This is a genomic window from Bradyrhizobium sp. CIR48 (assembly GCF_014198315.1).
Taxonomy (GTDB): Bacteria; Pseudomonadota; Alphaproteobacteria; order Rhizobiales; family Xanthobacteraceae; genus Bradyrhizobium.
The window spans coordinates 25,841-43,547 of record NZ_JACIHG010000003.1 but is presented as its reverse complement, the minus strand read 5'-3'; the positions used below and the strand labels follow the sequence as shown (position 1 = coordinate 43,547).

Sequence of the window (17,707 nt, the reverse complement as noted above, 5' to 3'; positions counted from 1 at the left end):
CAGATGGAGTGCGTCAGGAAAAATTCACGTGAGAAAATCCCGCGAGAGGGTTGAAACGCCCCTAACGTCAAGTTGTACGATCTCGAAATGGACAACGACAGTCATCGGCGTCCCAAACCCTCCAACGAGCGACGGAATGCGAATGCATCAAGTCTCAAACCCACGCATCAGACTCCCTGCCGACGACGATCATCAAGTGTGCCGTGGCTTGATCTGCATCCGGGCGCGATGACATCCGACTGCATCGTTCTCCTAACGTGAAGTGTGCCTGAAAAGAAGGTTCACCGCGTAAGTCGGTCGCCGGACCTGCTGCTTCGCGACGCAAGAAGCCGACGGCGCTCAATTCTGCGCCTGTGTGATGGTTGGGATGAGAGCGCCCGTCGGCGCCACTTGCGTTCGAGCGCGCTCTCCCAAAGCCAATTTCTAGGAGGTGTGAATGGCACCGGCGATGAGCTTTATGAGGGATCGCTCCGTATCTGCGATGAGATATGGAGGTTGCTATCCGGCAGGTGTTTCGGGCGCCGACCCTAAACGCCCCCGCGATTTATGGCGCTTGCCCCGAAGCTGTTGACCGGAGGAAGTCGAGGCTTGTCAGAGGCTCCCTGGTGGCTCGGCGTTCTCCATATCCATTGACAACTACAACTTGAGGAGGAATGTCTTGACAAGACAGCGCTCTTTGCTGACGCCTGGTCCATTGTCGTTATCGCTGGCAGTCAGGAGTCAGATGCAGCTTGATCTCGCATCGCGCGATTGCGAGTTCAAGGAAGTGACCGCCTGCATGAGGCGGCTGATGCTCAGCTTGCTTGGAAATGCTGAAGGCTATTCGGTGGTGCCTATTCAGGGAGGCGGCTCTTTTGCAATGGAAGCCGCTCTCTCTTCATTTGTGTCCCGAGCCGACAGGCCGCTCGTTTGCATAAACGGCATTTATGGTGAGCGCATTCTAAAAATTTTGCGGCTGTGGGGCGTCGAGGCACTGAAGCTTGTCAAGCGAGCGACCGATCCTTTGAATCCTCAAGAAATTGGCGAGCATCTGAGCCGAAATCCTGGCGTTACGCACCTATGTTTCGTGCATTGTGAGACGACAACCGGAATCGTCAATCCGCTGGACGCGATCGTGGAGGAGGCGAGGCGACGTGGCGTAAAGACCATCGTCGATGGGATGAGTTCTTTCGGCGCCCTTAATATCGATCTGAGCCAGCGTGGAGCTGACGTCCTGGTCACCTCGAGCAACAAGTGCATAGAAGGGCCGCCGGGAGTAGCGTTTGTCATCGCTTCTCGCGAGCTGCTGGAGAATGCGGTTCAAGAACCGAGGTCGTTTGTGCTCGACGTGAGAGATCAATGGCTCTCGCTCGAGCGCACCGGTGAGTGGCGATCGACCCCTCCCACCCACATCGTTCAGGCAACGGCAAAGGCCTTGGAGATTCTGCACGAGGAGGGCATTGATGCCAGGCGCTCCAGGTATGAGAAGGTCAGGAACGATCTCGTCAAAGAACTCGAAGGACTGGTGTCTCCGCTGCTGTCCGCGGAGTTGCAGTCGCCGGTCTGCGTCGCGTTCAGTGCGCCGTCCGGAATGGTGGACCAAGCAGGATTCGATGGGCTGTATCGCCACTTGGCGGCCCATAACCTTTACGTCTACTCGAAGCTGCATCTTCCGACGCGGAGTTTCCGCGTCGGTTGCATTGGGGAAATCCAAACCAGCTGGATCGAGCAGTTGGGCTGCGCTTTTCGTACATATTTCCGGTCCGGTCAGGCTCGGTCAGCGGTGCCGATGTCGGTCCAAGAGACATGCGGGGCTCGCGTAACGATGCCGGCAGCGCGAGCGGCTGGGGACCCGCAGCGGCCGTTTTCGGCCGAGACTGCTGTTCTGCATGCGGGCTATCGACGAGACGTAGCGACGAAAGCCGTCGCAGTGCCGATTTACCAGAATACAGCTTATGAACTCGATGGCGATCTAAACCACATTGCCGACGTCTACAACGTCAAGGCCGATGGGTTCACCTACACAAGGATCATCAATCCAACGACCCGCGCGCTGGAAAGGCGCTACGCAGCCGTCGATATGGGACGCGACTCGCTCGCCGTTGCGTCAGGTCAAGCAGCGACGTTCCTTGCTATAGTCAACCTGTCAAGTGGCGAAGTGGGGGACAATGTCGTCGCCTCTCCGTATCTATATGGCAATACCTGGAACCTGCTCCACAACACATTGAAGCGTCTTGGAATCAGCGTGAGGACGGCCGATCCGCGAAAACCCGAGACGTTCGAACGTGCCATTGATGATCGCACGATATGCTTGTTCGGGGAGGTGATTTCGAATCCTTGTCTGATTCCGTTCCCGGTCAAACAGCTGGCCGAGATCGGCCGAAAATACGGCGTGCCTTTGGTCGTGGACAATACGACGACGCCACTGGTATGCCGGCCGTCAGATCTCGGCGCTGCGATTACGACGTACTCCGCAACAAAATATATATGCGGTCACGGCACGACGCTTGGTGGACTGATCGTTGACAACGGCGAGTTTAGCTACCGCGGAGCCTCTCGCTTTCCCTTGTTCAACCGTCCCGACGATGCGCATGGCGGAATTGTTTGGCACAACGCGGTGCGCGATGTCGACGATCTTGGAAAGAGCGAGTTTCTTCTCAAGGCTCGCATGACCTGGCTGCGTGATACCGGCGCGGCCATCGCCCCGTTTGCGAGCTTTCAACTGATCCAAGGGCTTGAAACGCTGCCACTTCGCATGAAGCAGCACTGCGCGAATGCCAGGATCGTGGCCGACGTTCTCAAGGAGCATCCTAAAGTGCGCCGTGTCTTCTACCCGGGGCTCTTTGAAGGCGCCGATCGCGAAACCGTCGAACAGACACTCAATGCCGCATACGGACACGGGGCGATGGTCATGTTCGAAGTGGAGGACGAACATGCTGGGCGCAAGTTCATCCAGAACGTCGACTTGATGTATCACGTTTCGAATGTAGGCGATGCCCGCACGCTCGTGACCCATCCTGTCTCGACGACCCACACCACGGTCCCGCGGGAAAAGCGCGAAGCCGCCGGCATATTTGGCGGCTCGATCCGGCTTTGCGTCGGCATCGAAGATGTCAACGACATCCTGCGCGATCTGGACAAGGCGCTTTCCGCAATCTGACAACCTGCAAGCGATCAGGAGGAGGTTCTCATGAATCAGGCAGACGCTTGGAAATTGAGGTCATCACGCTATGAGGCCGTTCAATTCAGCCGAGAAATCAATAGGCAGCTCTCCGAGCTGAGACCCGACAACATAACGGGAGCCGCTTATATTGCAAAAGATTACGCTGTCATCACCGCGTGCACGCTCGCGACTGTGTCCGTCTCATGGTGGCTCTACCCGCTGGCCGTCCTTCTAATTGGTGCCTATCAGCGCGGATTGACAACCATCGCTCATGATGCGGCTCACCGCACGCTCGCGAAGAACACGACCTGGAACTATGTCTTGGGCATTCTGTTCGCCTCCTATCCCTTGTTCCAGCGCCACTGGGCATACCGGATCTCGCACGTCTATTTGCATCATCCCTATCTCGGAGACCCGGACAAGGATCCCGACCTGAAGTTCTTCCTGGCCAGCGGCGTCTACGACGTGCTGCCTCCGGAGCGGTACGCTTTCAACATGATCTGGAAGCCGATCTTCGGCGGCGCGACAGTAGCGTATCTGAAGTATCTTTGGACCAATCGATTTTCGATCACAGAGGCCGAGGATCTGAGTCGCTCAGGCATACTTATCGACAAGTATGGCTTCTATCTCTTCTGGATCAGCATCCTGGCTGGGTCATATGCTGTTGGGCTGCTCCATATCGTCGTCCTGTTTTGGATCGTGCCCTATCTCACCACGTTCCAGGTCCTCGGCTGGTTTATCGAGCTAGCCGAGCACTCACCTATGTGCGAAACCGAGACGCAGAACGTCTATCTCACCAGGAATCGGAAAGGAAATTTCCTCGAGCGGGCCGTCCTCGGACAGAATCTGGATGAGTACCACCTTGAGCATCACCTTTCGCCGGGTATCCCGTTTTGGCTGTTGCGCAAAGCTCAGAAAATCCGAATGCAGGATCCGAATTACGCGAAGGTCGCGGCGACCTGGGGCGGGCTCTTTGTCAAGGGACCTCAAGGTCAACCTAGCGTCATAGCTCAGTTAAAAGAGCGAAATCGACGCTTGTATGAGCAGTCCGTTGCCGAGGTTCGCACGCGAGGGCATGGCGCGTGACGTTGCTACGGCCAGAGAGCACCCGAGCCGTGGTCGGCGTCACTTCGAATCGTCTCATCGTCGATGGTGTGCATCGCGACTGGTTGCGGCGCAAGTACTTGCAGGCGCTCCATCGTCATGCGGGAGTGGCTTGCGTCATGTTGCCGACGGTCGACGCCGAAGATGCGAGGGAGGAGCTCGCCCCGGCGATCATGCGCCGGGTCGACGGCTTGGTGTTGACTGGTGATGAATCGAACATCGACCCCGCCGTCCTGAGAGCCCCTGCGTCCTTGACGGAGGCTGATCGGCAGGACGTTGAGGTTGGGATTCTTGACCGTCCGCGGGACAGGCTCTCTGCCCAAACTATAGAGAGCGCCATCGCGCTCGGAATGCCTATTCTGGGCATCTGCCGTGGGCTTCAGGAGCTCAACGTCTATTTCGGCGGCACGCTCCGCTCATCGCTTGCGGAGTGGAGGCCGGAAAGCGGCGCGATGCACGCCGAGAAGCCAGATCGTCCAAGAGACCGTCAGTACGACGCCGCGCACAGCGTCAGGATATCTTCCGATGGCGCGCTCTTTCCAATCGCGCGGATGATCGAAGCGCAAGTCAACTCGCTGCACAATCAAGGGATCGAGGCGCTTGCCCCGGCGCTGAGGCGGGAGGCGTGGGCGCCTGACGGTTTGGTCGAGGCGGCTTCGGTCATTGGCGCCCCGACCCTGCAAATCGGTGTGCAATGGCACCCCGAATGGCACGTCTCAACCGATCTCCTCAGCAAGCAACTGTTCAAGGCATTTGGAGAGGCGTGTGTTGGGTACTACCGAACTAAGAAGAACTAGGGGCGGGTTGTGACATTGCAAACCAAACGTGGTCCGTGCACGGCGAAAGGACAGTCACCCGGAGCCGATGCACGCGTCCGGTCCTGCGAGGGCCGTGCGCCCCCTCGCGGGCACAGGAAGACTGGGCGATTGACGAATCGCTTCGCTCTGGGAGTTTTCTTTGTGGCGCTTTATGTCGTCGTGAGCGCGGCAGGCGAGGTTTATGCGGCATCGTATTTTCAGCAAGCGGATGTGTTCGTCGCGCTCCTGCTGTCCTTCGCTGTTGTTTGTCTGATGTTCAATCTCCTGGCTCGCCACGGGCGAGGCGAGGCAACGGTGGCGAAATGGTCGCTCCTGGTCTTCGTTGCGCTCAATGTCGTGACAGCAATCAGCTGGATCGGCCTATTTATCGGACTGAAATACGCTGAACCCGCGATCGTCGTCGCCTTCATGGTGGCGCTGGGGCCCACCGCAACAGTGTGGTTAAACGCACTGATCAGGCACCAGAGTGCCCCTCCAGCATCCGATATTGTCGTGAGCGTTACGATCGCCACGATCGGGAGTTACATGATTTGGATCTCGGCAAGCGGCAACGCAGGCGTGGAGTGGGGGGCTCGATCGTCCTTTGGCATCGTCTTGGCCATCGTGGCCGGCCTATCGCTGGCCCTTACAAATATACTTGTCAAACTGCTCTTCGAACGTGGGTTTTCTGGCCGACAAGTCCTGGCGCATCGCTTTTATGGAACGATTCTCTTGCTGCTGGGACTGGTCGATCATTCATCTATCGTGCCTGAGATCTCGCAGCATTGGTTTGCGATCGCAGCAATTGGGCTGTCGACGATCATTGTTCCTTTGCTCTTGATCCAGCAGGGCATTCGGCGCGTAGAGCCCTTCACCGTCAACATGGTCCTGTCCACCGCCCCTATCATCACCTTCCTGTTCCAGTACTTCGATTCTCGCATCGTGCCTTCGTCACATACGTTCATTGGAAATGTTCTCATTACGGCTGTTGCTGTCGGCAACATCTACTTGCAGTATCGGAGATCCGCATGAAAGAACGGAATTGTGTAATCGTAGACGCATACTCTACCGGCAGATACCTACCGGAAGAATTCAAGCGCTATGGAATTGGAACGGTGCATGTGATGTCGGCTGCACAGATTCCACCCATATTCCAATCGCATTTCAATGCGGACCTGTATGGTGAGGTCATTCGCCCTAGCGAGCGCATGGGGTATGACGACATCGTTGAATATCATCTTCAGGCTCTCCATGGCCGGGAATTGGAGTTCGTTATCGCGGGGTGCGAGACCGGAGTTGAACTCGCCGATTCTTTGTCGGAGCGGCTGGGTTTACCATCAAATGGGACCGCGCTATCCGCTGCTCGGCGTGACAAAGCGCGATTGTCTTGCGCGCTGACCTCTGCAGGCGTGCGATCGATCAGACAAATCGTGTCCGACAGTCCTGTAGAGATCGCGAGCTGGAAGCGCGAAGCGAAGTTCGATCAGATCGTGATCAAGCCTCTGAACAGTACGGGTACCGAGGATGTGTTCTTTTGCTCGACAGATGCTGATATTCAGCGGGCTCTAAGCGCAATTGTCGGGAAGACGAACCGTGTCGGAGCGTTGAATCGTTTTGCCCTTGGGCAAGAAAAAATAAACGGCCAGCAATACACCGTAAATGCCGTCTCGATCGACGAGGAAGCCTTCGTTACGGAGGCCTGGACCTATGACACGGTTCCTGTTGAGAGGGCATCATCGGTCTGCTCGCTTGAGAGATTGTTGGAGGGCGGCGAACCAATCGTTCAGGAACTGTCCGACTACTTGGTGCGTGCGTTGCAGGCACTACAGATCGTCGACGGACCGGCTCATGCTGAGATCATCGTCGATAATCGGGGACCGGTTCTGGTGGACTTCGGAGCGAGGCTTCAAGGGACCATGTCGGCAAAAGCACGAACGATGGCGCTGGGGCACAACCATATGACGCTGACGGCCTGGCGCTACGCAGATCCCAAGGGCTTTGGTGAATATATGAGGCTGCGCGGGCCCTACAAGCGGCAGGCTCACGCACTTTGCGTCTCGCTGATCTCAGATATGGGCGGTGTCGTTGCAGGTTACCCGGGACTCGAAGCAATCCGCAAGCTTCCGAGCTTCGCGGATGCCATTGCATTCGTTCCGATTGGTCAAGAGCTGGTTCCCACGATCGACTTGGTGTCGACACCCGGCATCGTTTATCTCGTGAATAGCGACTTGAATCAGCTTGAGAATGACTATCGCAAGTTGCGAGCAATGCGGATGGACCAGGTGTTCGATTTAGTGACGCAGGATGGCGATTAATGCCAACTGATCCCAGGTTGACCAAAGCGAATCCAGCCCGCGCGGCGATGGTCGGCGTAAGCGACTTCGATGGCGTTCTGCGAGGCAAACACGTCTTAGGTGAAGATCTCTCAGATGGAGATAAAGTTATCAAGTTCTCTGAAGCGGTGCTGGCGTGGGATTGTTCGGATCGGGTCATTCCGGCCAGTTTCACGCAAAAGCCGCTATCAGCGTTCGGAGATGCTGACCTTCGTATTCTGTCAGGCACCGGCCGTTCGGTGTCTCTTCTCGGCGATCAACATCTCTACCTCGCGGAGTTCACCGGCTCACATGAGAACATCTGCCCGCGCGGTATTCTGCGTAGGGTCCTGCGAAGGGCTGCTGAACACGGATACGACTGCACTGCCGGGTTCGAATTTGAATTCATGCTGTTTAAGGAGAACGCAGACACGATTGAAGAAAAGCCGTTCGGCGAGTGGGTTCCTTTAACTCGCGGCCCGTTCGGCTACTCGATTGCGCGCTCTGTCGCGCAACATGAGCTGTTTGATGAGATCTTGGCGCTTTGTGAGAAGGCTAGAATACCTCTCAACGGACTGCACTTTGAAACGGGACCTGGCGTGGTCGAAGCGTCACTTCGTCATTGTGATGCGCTGGAAGCTGCCGATCGAGCAACCATATTCAAGTCGATGATAAAGGCCTGGGCGCAAACGCGAGGCATGATGGCTACATTTATGGCCAAGGTTTCCGAGGAATGGCCCGGCCAGTCCGGGCATATTCACATCTCGATGTCCTCGGATAGTCAGAATGCGTTTTACGACAGTGATGCGTTCGGCAACGTCTCGAAGCTTATGAGGCAATTCATCGCCGGACAACTAGAATACATGAATGAGTTCTGTGTGCTCGCTGCGCCGAACTTCAACAGCTACAAGAGATTGGTACCTGGCTGCTGGGCACCAATTTGTCCAAGCTGGGGAGTTGACAACCGCTCCTGCGCAATTCGCGCCATTCCGGGAGAGCCATCTGCCCATCGCCTGGAGTATAGGCTGCCTGGCGCAGACCTAAACCCATATCTCGCGCTCGCAAGTGCGATTGGTTCGGGAATATTGGGTGTCGAGACAGGTCCGGCACTGCCGGCTTCGATCGTCGGTGATGCAAGCGCGGAAATGTGTCGGCCGTCCGCGAGACTGCCTCAAAGCCTATCAGAGGCAACTTCTCGGTTCGCAGAGTCTGCGGCGGCAAGTGATGTCTTCGGAGAAAGGTTTGTTGAAGCGTTTTCTTGCTCGCGCCGTTGGGAGTGGGAAGCCGTTCAACATCGGGTCACCGACTTTGAACGTCGGAGATACTTCGAGATCATTTAGCTTGAGCTCTTCGACAGTTCTGAACTTCATTCCTCTGGCTTGCCGGCCACACTATTGCGGCTGCCTGTCCCGCTGATGTTGGACTTCATACAGAGCAAATGTGCGTTACTCGTTAAGTGAGGACCTCGGGAACGTTGAGGAGGTCTGCTGTTATCTGCTCTGTGGCAGCAACCGCGATTGCTCCGTTGGGATGCTAGATTATATCTAACGTCCGGTCCTTCTCGTAAGCTTTACATCGCCAAGCAGATGGTGGAGCTCAAGCATGCGCCCGGTTGGCAGCTATCCCTCGCAAGCCGTCGAGTTGCGCGCGCTTGCCTCGGTTGGTCCCAAAGCGGCAAGACAAACGCTGCGGTCCGTCAGCCAGATACTCACTCCGGCTGAGTGAACGAGCTGAAGTTCCTCGCCTCTTCATTGCCGACTTAGCTTACCAGACCGGTAAGCGGACTGTAAGCGTAGCTCTGCGACCCTTTTGATGATTGACGCTCGACATCTATTTGAGCCGCGTGCCGCGACGCCGCGGCTTCCAAATTTTGAACAATGCGCTGGCGCCGGCCTCGAGCATCCTCGGGGCGACGAGGTTGGGATCGAACTGTGCGGGCCCCGGAGGCGCATATTTTCATATTCCAGATGAGTAGGGTCGCCGCTGGCGTCGAGGTATTCGGCATAGCCGGGCGCACCGCCGACGTCCTTGAGCAGGAGGGAAGTCCCTCTATCGTCGTGATGTCGAACCATTTTTCGAGTTTGATCACTTGGTCTCAGCTGTCACCGAAGTCATAGAAATAATGGATCGTCTTCGCGCCGATCCCCTGAACGATATTGAAGAGCCGCCGCGTCACCTCCGGTTTCACATCCTTGAGAGGTCACCTTGATCCGGACCGAGGTCGTGTTCAGGCCCATGCCGCTAGCCTCGGATCATGTGCATGCATCCTGTAGATCGACGCTCAAGCCGTCCAAGGCAGCCAGGAGATGCTGTCCATTATTGGAAACCACCTTGACAGCGCTTTCGATACGTCAGGCGCTGAGTTCAGCATTGAAGATTGAGCGGTGGACGCCATTTCTTAGTAGCGCTTTCGATAATCGCAGGGTTGATTGCCTCAAAGCAGTTTGGAAAGGCCGGCGGGGAACTGACAACGCTCTTGCCGATGTTTCTGCTGATACCCTTCGGCGGTATCCTTCTCGTCTTCGGACATGCACTGGGATACATGCGTCTCGAAATATCTGCATAATCGTCGCGATATCGGTCGGAGCAATCTTGGTGGTGGAACCGATTCTCACGCTTTCTGCTGTTTCGAGACGGGCTAACGGTACTCGCCGATATCGGATTGGCGCTCGGTGGGCTTGGCACGCTCACTGCGCTATTTTTATGAGCGTATTCCAAGTGCGCTTAACTGGGCAGCATCCTCGGCGAGGTCCTATTCTGAAAAGGACTTGCGCAGCGTAGGTTCTGCTCACTCGAACGCGAGAAGAAGAGGTCGAGTTGACAGACGTTCCACATCGAGCCAGATCTAGCATAGTTGGATCCGAAACTCTTTGGTCGAACAATAGCATCTCCTCCCGGTTAATAAGAGCTTTGCTGCTGCCGAAAACCTGACAATCGACCCTGCGGTTCGCCATGCTCGACGGCTTTCGGTATTCGGGAATGACTTTGGCAGGGCTATTTCTGGCAGCGCAGATTTCCATACTGGTCACGGCGAGGCAGCGGAATGCGGACCGGCGCTACAATCGACTATCCCGCACCTTATGGGTCATCCCCTATTGCTGCCTCAGCACCACAACAGCTTCCATGAAATTGAACTAGGACGGCGGGGTGGTGCATTCGGAGAGCATCCTTCGTCAGCCAACCGTCAGCCAGGTGGCCTATCCAGGGACGCTGCGCATTGTTGACCGTATGGGAGATGGAACATGACGGGCATTGGCCGACCTGGCGAACCGCACGTTTGGGCTGCGGGAGCCGACACCACGTCGGTATCGAGCAGTGCGCATTCGGAGCCAAAGTGTGTCCCTGCGGAAGGCGACCGAGTTTTCAACTCCGTCGTGCAGCGGATGCGCTCTGAAGATAGCATGGCGACGCTCGCGAGCCTGCCCTCAGGTTCGGGTGTGGCAGTCCCCATTTCCTCAAGCGGTGAGGGGATCAACGCAGCGAAACAAAATATGGACGGCCTGCTTGAGGAACTTGATGCTTGCCACAGTGCTGCCATGGGCGCTCAGAGCTCGTCTGAGGCGCAAGAGCTGATCGATCAGGTTGTCAAAGCTGGCGCAGCAGTTCTGGACTATTACGCGAGCCTGTCTCCAGATGTGGCGCGCAGCATTCTGTCCGAAGAGCAGGCTTGCCGAATTCGTGACCGGACTCTGGATGCGGGGAACGAATGCAACGCGCTGGCCGAACCGACCATCTACGCCTTGGAGAAGAGTAGGGAGAATGCGGGAAAGATACTCGAGCGGATGCGCCAATCCAATGCTCCGCCCGACCAGCTGATTCGAGCGGCTTCCGGTGTGGCGAAACACTATCTGGCCTGCACGGAGTGGTGGGAAAAGAAGGCATTGCGCTCTGAACGGATGCAGTCCGTCTGCGCAGCCACTGCCAGCTTGCCAAGTGCAACGGCCGAAATGCGACAGGCCGAACAGGCGACACTACGGCTGCATACCGGCTGGGCACTGAATACGAGGTGCGTGCATCTGCAATCGCAAGTCCTTCTCGCGCGGGTCATGATTGAGTCGCACGCGAGCACGCTCGACCCGGCCGTCAGGCAAATCCTCTTGGGCGAGAACGGTCGGGCACGTCTACTCGGAACCTTCATGGGCGATGTTGTTCCGGCATTCCTCTCAACGGGCGACGCTGTTCTGAACAGCAAAGGACAAGCCCTCGACGCAGAGCACTGCGCCGTTCTGGAAGGGGTCATGGAGCGGCTATCGGAATTTGCGTCGGCGCTGCCCAACATGGTTGCCGAGCTAAGGAATAAGGGAGCAAGTCCCGAGCTTCCATTGGATCTGTTGGATCAGATCGTGGAAGAATCGTGGGTCACGGCCCATGAGGTCATGCGCCTGCTAGCAGTGCAGCCGAAGACACCAGCCATCATTGCACCGCCAACGGAGGCTGGCCTTGCGTTACCGGCCGACGCTGCCGGCAACGACCCGGCGGCCGAAGGCAGTCCAGCGCGAAGGAAAGGGAAGGGCAAGCGCAGGCAGGCCGGAGGTGCGGGGAGTTCGGCAGCCGGGCAGCCCGACCCGCAGCTCGCTAGGCCCGACGCCGTTACGACGCGAACCACCAAGGTTATTGTGCTCTCGGATCTGGGCACGAAGAAACTCGCGAGCCCGGAGGAGGCGCATACGAGGATGTCATCCTCCGCGAGGGAACACTTGGCAATATGGCAGGCCCCGCCATCGAAGGAGACACTGACGCGCCTGCTCGCGCGATTAGACGAACTCTTGCAATTCGATCTGCGCAGTGAGCAAAGAGCCGTTTCGCGAGCGCGCCACATGAAGCCCGAAGATGCCGAGCACGTCGTGGACACCGTGGTTGAGCGGCTGCAGGGCCAATCCGCGGAGATTGAGGCCTGTGTAACCGCGCTGGACGAACCTCGCCGACGCGGCCTACTCACGCCTATCCAAGTGCCCGAAGTGCAAAAAAAAATAGTCCGCCTCAAGGCGATGTTGTCGGAGGTTAAGGGGCAGGCACGAACTGCGAAGGCGCAAAAGGCTTCGATCGAGATCGATTGCATGAAGACCTATGCGTTTCCCTCGCAGAAGTACCTCGAACGGTTGCAGGCGGCCGAGGAGTTGGCTCCCTTGGAGTCACCGCGCGCGCTGAAGGGTGAGCCCGGAACGCTGTTCGAGCTCAAGCTGCAGCCTACGCCACTGCGCAATGGTGCGGTGAATCCGATGTGGGTGCACATCCATACGAAGCGGCCGGTCTATGCGTGGCAATTAACGACATTGATTGACGCCGAATTCGCCGCTTGCCACGTGAAATCCAACGAACAGCGCGGCTACAATCGCCTCTGGCAGAACGCTCGAGCTGCAACGGGTCACGAAGACGTCGTGATCCACCGCGGCAAGCTCACGCCTGCGTTCTGCAAGTCCTTGTTAGGTTCCGCTTTTAGCGGCTATCCAGGGTATCCTTTGGCCGGAACGGGGCGCGGGGCACGCAGGTGACTCGATACGAGACTAGTTAAGCGACTCGATAGAGTGCCGCTTGTGGTACGGCATTGGTCTTCTTCGCATCCGGACCCAGTGGCCGAATGAACCGCACTTTGGCCTCCAAGCTCCAACTCCTGAGTTAAGAAGCCGGATTGAGCTGTGTTGGAGAGGCGACCGTTCGCCATTAGCAACTCGCGGAAGACGCCCAAGAGTTCTCTGGGCCGGGCGAGGATGCGGCTGGAAGTTGTGGCCGACGGCTGAGAGGACGACATTGGCGGCGTCGCCGGCGCGGCCTTAGAGGCCGCCGCGGCCGAGGTGGCCTTCGGCCTTTATGTGCCCGATGATGGGCTCTATGGCAGAGCGACGGCGCAGCTCGCGCTTGATGACACCGAAGACCCTGCGCTTCTGGCCGGAGCTGAAGACGCCACGGGGATTCTGCGCATCGTGGCCGCGGTACCCCTTGTCGGCATAGGCCCGCTCGATCGGACAGCCGGTGAGCGTCTCGGTGCGCTCGATGACGTCCCGCAGGGTGTGCCATCATACGGATTGTCGGGCATTTCGCTCGCGTGCTGCACGAACAGTCCGCCGGGAGCGGGCGATTGTTGGTGACGACGGAGGCCTTCACGCCGAACTCGTAGGGCGCGGCGGCCTTGACTTTGCCGATGCACTCCACCTCCGGAGCATGGAAGGAATAAAGCTTCCAGCCGCGCTGGCGCTGCTGCTGCGAACGAATGTGCGCGGCCCAGCCGAGTTGAAGGGCGAAGGGCTCCTCCAGTGCCGGCTGGCCCTCGATCTTGCGGCGGATGTCGCGAATGATTGGGCCGAGCCTGCTACACAGGGTGCGCAACTGTCCCTGATGCCGCCTGAATTGTTTGGCGCGAGCGTAGCGGGAAGCCATCATCGCGGCGGCCTTGGCCGCGCGAGCATAGGATTGCCAGACCTGACCCCGTGCCTTCTCGCCAGGTGATTGAGGCCCTTGATGGCCGCATGCAGGAGCTCGGCATCGGTCGGAATGGTGATGGCCTTCGACTGCACTGTGGTATCTACCGTGACGCGCTTGAGGTCCTGGCTGCGTAACGTGCCGGTCTCGTGCGCAGGGTCAAGCGGCCGAAATGGATGCTCGCTGACAAAGCCTATGATAGCGCCGAATTGCGTGAAGAACTCGATGAGCGCGCAACCAAGCCGGTTATTCCAAACCCCAGCAATCGCAATCAACCGTACGGCTTCTCAAAGCGTTCTAGCCTGCTCCGGGCTCCTCTGTGTTTGGCCGAGGCAAATATTTGGGCGATGTAGCCACGCGATTTCAAAAAATTCTCTGTCGCCGCACGGACTGAGGCGTCGTTGTCAACAACGGAAATCACAGGCGCGGACAAGACGAGCCCTCCTGAAGCGGGAATAGCGGCTGCAAGCATTAGCCACCCTCGGCTAAAGATCGGCTCGACTAATGAAATTGTAAAATCATACTTGTGTTTGTTCAGGACGATTTGCGCCAATTCCCAACGTCTCAGTCATTCTGATCAAGTCGGCCAGCGACCGTGCACGCATCTTCTTCATTACGTGCCCCGGTAGATCTTGACCGTAATCTCGGCCAGCCCAAGCTCGGCGGCGACCTGCTTGTTCATCAGGCCGGCAGCGACCAGTTTCATCACCCCCTGCTCGCGCGGGCTTAAGCTCTCAAATCGGGACTGTAGGTTCGCGACGATCTGCTGAGCCTCCCGTCTTTTGCGATCGCGTTCGGTCGCCGCAACCACGGCATCAAGCAGTTCCTGATCGCGAAAAGGTTTGCTGAGAAAATCGACCGCTCCTTCCTTCATGGCCCTGACGGTCATGGGAATGTCGCCATGGCCGGTAATGAAAATGATCGGAATATGTATGTTCAACCTCGCGAGCTCGGTCTGGTAGTCAAGGCCGCTCAAGCCTGGCAGCCGGACATCAAGAACCAGACAGCTAACAACGTCCGGGATCGGGCTCTGCAGCATTTCGCGCGCCGATCCGAATGCAATGACGCCTAACCCTACCGATTGAAAAAGATTCGTAAGCGAGCGACGCATTGAGATGTCATCCTCCACGACGAAGACAACCGCCCTTGTCGAGGACTCGGCATTGCTGACTTCGCCTGGCGAGTCAAATCGTCCTGTCACGAGACGGCCTCCTTATGCGGCGGTAGGGCAACCTGGAAGGTCGCGCCCGGTCCATTTTTGTGGACCATTGACAGCCGTCCTCCGTGAGCTTCCACAATCGACCGGCAGATCGAAAGACCCATTCCAAGGCCAGTCGATTTCGTGGTGAAGAAGGGATCCAAGACGCGGTCCGCGTCGTCCTCGGCGATGCCGACGCCGCAATCGGTCACGGCAAGTTGGACGTGCCCCACATCGTCCTTCGATGATTGAATCAGCAGTTCGCGCGTCCGGTCTGTAACTGCGTCCATGGCTTCGATTCCGTTCATCACCAGATTGATGATCACTTGTTGCAGCTGAATCCGATCGCCGAGGATCGTAGGCAGCCCTGCCGTCAACTCGGTTCGTAACATCACTCGGTGGCTCACCAGCTCTCGTGTTACCAGTGCAATGACGTCCTTGACGACCTCATTGATATCGAGCGGCACCATCTCAATCTCGCCTTTCTTCGCGAGCGCGCGAATACGACGGATCACCTCGCTTGCCCGGATTGCGTCTTCGATGATCCACTCCACCGAAGAGCGGGCGGCGGAAAGATTAGGCGCTTCCCGGCCCATCCAACCGAGGCACGCATCAGCGTTGCTGATAATAGCGGCGAGGGGCTGGTTTATTTCGTGGGCGATGGAAGTTGTCAGCTCTCCTAACGTCGTTACACGCGTCACGTGCGCAAGCTCCGCCTGTGCCTTTCGTAGTTCTTGTTCGGCTTGATCGGCGCGAATGGTAGCGGTGATGTCAGTGCTGACGCCACGGTAGCCGAGAAAATTGCCCTTTCCATCGAAAAAAGGCTTGCCACTCGTGCGCACGTAGATCGGAGAACCTGTCCGATTCACGGTGCGGTAGACGAGATCCCGAAACGGAAGATGGGCCTCCAATGTCGCCCGATGCTGCCGCCACTTCTCGGGTTCATCTTCGACGTCGCACGCAATGTCCCAGCGAAGCAGGCCGATCAGTCCTGCCGCCAAAATTCCCGCAGCACTGGTGTGCTCGGATAAGTGAGTGACCTGATGATCCGGCCCGGTCTCCCAGAGCCAGTCGGAAGCCGTTTCGGCGTAGTCGCGAAAGCGCTGTTCACTTTCGCGCAGCGCGGCAAGTGTGTTTTCCAGGCGTTCCCTAGCTGCGTGTTGCTCGGTCACATCCATATGTGTTCCGATCAGCTCGCTGACGTTACCATCGCTGCCGACCACCACGTGCGCAACGGAGTGTATCCGTCTTATCCCGCCATCCGGTAGAAGGACACGAAAATCATATTCGAACCGCCCCTCCTTGTGTTCAATCGCCTGGCACTGCACCTCCTCCAGCCGCGGCAAGTCCTCCGGATGGATGCGCGATCGAATGGTCTCGATCGACACCGGCTCTTGTGGGCGAAAGCCGAACAGACGATCGACCTCGGCGGAGCGATACACGAAATCTAGACGGTAGACGTCCCAGGACCAGCTGCCCGTGTGACTGAGATGCTGGGCCTCGGCCAGATAAGCCTCGCTGCGGCGCAGCTGCTGTTCTGCTCGCCTCGCCGCCGTGATATCCGTCGCTGCTCCAACAAACTCGATGTCACCAGAGGCTGTTCTCGTCGCCCGTGCCTGCGCATGGATGTGCTTTACCGAGCCGTCCGGTAGCAGAAGCCGGTATTCGTGCTCGAAATCGCTCGGGTCTCGCATCGCGCGATCGATAATTTCTTTAACCGAAGCCTTATCATCCGGATGAGTGCGCTCAACGACGAGCTGCGGCCCCGGCTGCACTGTGTCAGGATCTAATTGGAAAATGCGAAATGTTTCCTTCGACCAGAAGGCCTCGCCCGTAGTGGGATTCCAGCTGAAGCTGCCTGTGTGACTCAACTCCTGCGCCTGGGCTAAATGTGCTTCGCTCCGCTGAAGGGCGAGTTCGGTCCGCCTTCGCTCCGTGATATCTTCGCAGGCGATAAGGACAATGGGCTGCTCATCGCCCCAGAGCATGGCTTTGGCGTTTTCACGTACCCACAACACCGATCCGCCCTTACTGACTTTCTGGACGTCCCACGTGCGCGTCTGTCCGACATCCTCAAGGCACGTCCGAACGCATTCTCGAACGAACGCGCGATCCTCCTCGAGAAATACGTCCAGCACTGATCGACCGACCAGTTCAGCAGGAGCATAACCGAGTTGTGTCGCGCCGAGCGTATTGACGTTGAGGATAGTGCCGGCTTCATCGACCATGAAGTACATGGCGGGATTGTGCTCGAAGATGGCGCGCCACCGCTTTTCGCGATCCTCCAAATCGGCCGCACTCCGCTGAAGCTTGGCCGCAACGACACGCGCAGCCTCTCTTTCCTGGCGGAGCTTTCCGACCAGGTGCGCTCCCACAATCGAGGCAATAAAGAATGCAACTACCACCGGCAGATCTTGGGGGTCATCGATTCGCAGGCTGAACGCCGGCGGCGCAAAGTAGTAAGCGAGAGCAGCGATGGTTACGATGCAAAGCGCCGACGACGCAATGAAACTGCCCATCAGCGAAAACAGCAAGATCACTAACAAATACGCGAACGCCGTCGCAGCGAAATGCGCGTGAAGGTACAAGCAGGCCAGTGTTACCACGGTCAGGGTTATGCTGCCGAAGGTAAACTGAAGGGCCGAACGTTCTAAACTGCTGATCGGGCTACGCATTCTGATACCACCCGGCCTGTTCTCCGGCGGGAGAACTAGAACATTTTAGGGCGCGTACTCAT

8 protein-coding genes and 2 pseudogenes are annotated in these 17,707 nt (G+C 57.6%); 7 read left to right on the top strand and 3 right to left on the bottom strand.

The genetic code is table 11. The features are described 5' to 3' along the window. Positions 1 to 724 precede the first annotated feature (724 nt). From GGD66_RS10660 to GGD66_RS10630, 7 genes are all read left to right on the top strand, one after another. Positions 725 to 3,139 carry a 2-aminoethylphosphonate--pyruvate transaminase gene (locus GGD66_RS10660; protein ID WP_246788821.1) on the top strand — a complete coding sequence of 805 codons (2,415 nt, stop codon included), beginning with the start codon at positions 725 to 727 and terminating at the stop codon, positions 3,137 to 3,139. A 30-nt stretch (positions 3,140 to 3,169) separates the two neighbouring features. Further along, positions 3,170 to 4,228 carry a dhydrorhizobitoxine desaturase gene (gene rtxC, locus GGD66_RS10655; protein WP_183257648.1) on the top strand — a complete coding sequence of 353 codons (1,059 nt, stop codon included), beginning with the start codon at positions 3,170 to 3,172 and terminating at the stop codon, positions 4,226 to 4,228. Positions 4,229 to 4,257: 29 nt separating this feature from the next. Beyond that, positions 4,258 to 5,043 carry a gamma-glutamyl-gamma-aminobutyrate hydrolase family protein gene (locus tag GGD66_RS10650; protein WP_312014102.1) on the top strand — a complete coding sequence of 262 codons (786 nt, stop codon included), beginning with the start codon at positions 4,258 to 4,260 and terminating at the stop codon, positions 5,041 to 5,043. Positions 5,044 to 5,172: 129 nt separating this feature from the next. Continuing rightward, complete coding sequence (locus GGD66_RS10645) at positions 5,173 to 6,075, top strand: DMT family transporter (RefSeq protein ID WP_183257646.1); 903 nt, start codon at positions 5,173 to 5,175, stop codon at positions 6,073 to 6,075. Next, entirely contained in the window at positions 6,072 to 7,358 is a 1,287-nt protein-coding gene (locus GGD66_RS10640; RefSeq protein WP_183257645.1) for an ATP-grasp domain-containing protein, read from the top strand. The genes GGD66_RS10645 and GGD66_RS10640 overlap by 4 nt, the downstream gene beginning before the upstream one ends. After that, a complete protein-coding gene (locus GGD66_RS10635; RefSeq protein WP_183257644.1) occupies positions 7,358 to 8,695 on the top strand; it encodes a glutamine synthetase in 1,338 nt (445 codons plus the stop codon). Before GGD66_RS10640 ends, GGD66_RS10635 begins: the two co-directional genes overlap by 1 nt. A gap of 1,902 nt (positions 8,696 to 10,597) precedes the next feature. After that, a complete protein-coding gene (locus GGD66_RS10630) occupies positions 10,598 to 12,847 on the top strand; it encodes a hypothetical protein (RefSeq protein WP_183257643.1) in 2,250 nt (749 codons plus the stop codon). 124 nt (positions 12,848 to 12,971) lie between these two features. On the opposite strand, the pseudogene GGD66_RS10625 reads toward GGD66_RS10630, so the two are convergent. The 3 genes and pseudogenes from GGD66_RS10625 to GGD66_RS10615 all read right to left on the bottom strand — a co-directional run. Next, positions 12,972 to 13,927, bottom strand: a pseudogene (locus tag GGD66_RS10625) (IS5 family transposase); the annotation flags it as partial. A 363-nt stretch (positions 13,928 to 14,290) separates the two neighbouring features. Further along, positions 14,291 to 14,973 (bottom strand): annotated as a pseudogene (locus tag GGD66_RS10620) (response regulator transcription factor). Then, positions 14,970 to 17,645, bottom strand: a complete 2,676-nt coding sequence (locus GGD66_RS10615) for a PAS domain S-box protein (protein ID WP_183257642.1) — start codon at positions 17,643 to 17,645, stop codon at positions 14,970 to 14,972. The pseudogene GGD66_RS10620 and the gene GGD66_RS10615 overlap by 4 nt, the downstream one beginning before the upstream one ends. Positions 17,646 to 17,707: the final 62 nt, after the last annotated feature.

Excerpts from the sequence above, each read along its gene's own strand:
- GGD66_RS10615 (WP_183257642.1), bottom strand. The coding sequence starts at position 17,645 with ATGCGTAGCCCGATCAGCAGTTTAGAACGTTCGGCCCTTCAGTTTACC.
- rtxC (WP_183257648.1), top strand. The coding sequence starts at position 3,170 with ATGAATCAGGCAGACGCTTGGAAATTGAGGTCATCACGCTATGAGGCC.
- GGD66_RS10640 (WP_183257645.1), top strand. The coding sequence starts at position 6,072 with ATGAAAGAACGGAATTGTGTAATCGTAGACGCATACTCTACCGGCAGA.
- GGD66_RS10660 (WP_246788821.1), top strand. The coding sequence starts at position 725 with ATGCAGCTTGATCTCGCATCGCGCGATTGCGAGTTCAAGGAAGTGACC.
- GGD66_RS10635 (WP_183257644.1), top strand. The coding sequence starts at position 7,358 with ATGCCAACTGATCCCAGGTTGACCAAAGCGAATCCAGCCCGCGCGGCG.
- GGD66_RS10630 (WP_183257643.1), top strand. The coding sequence starts at position 10,598 with ATGACGGGCATTGGCCGACCTGGCGAACCGCACGTTTGGGCTGCGGGA.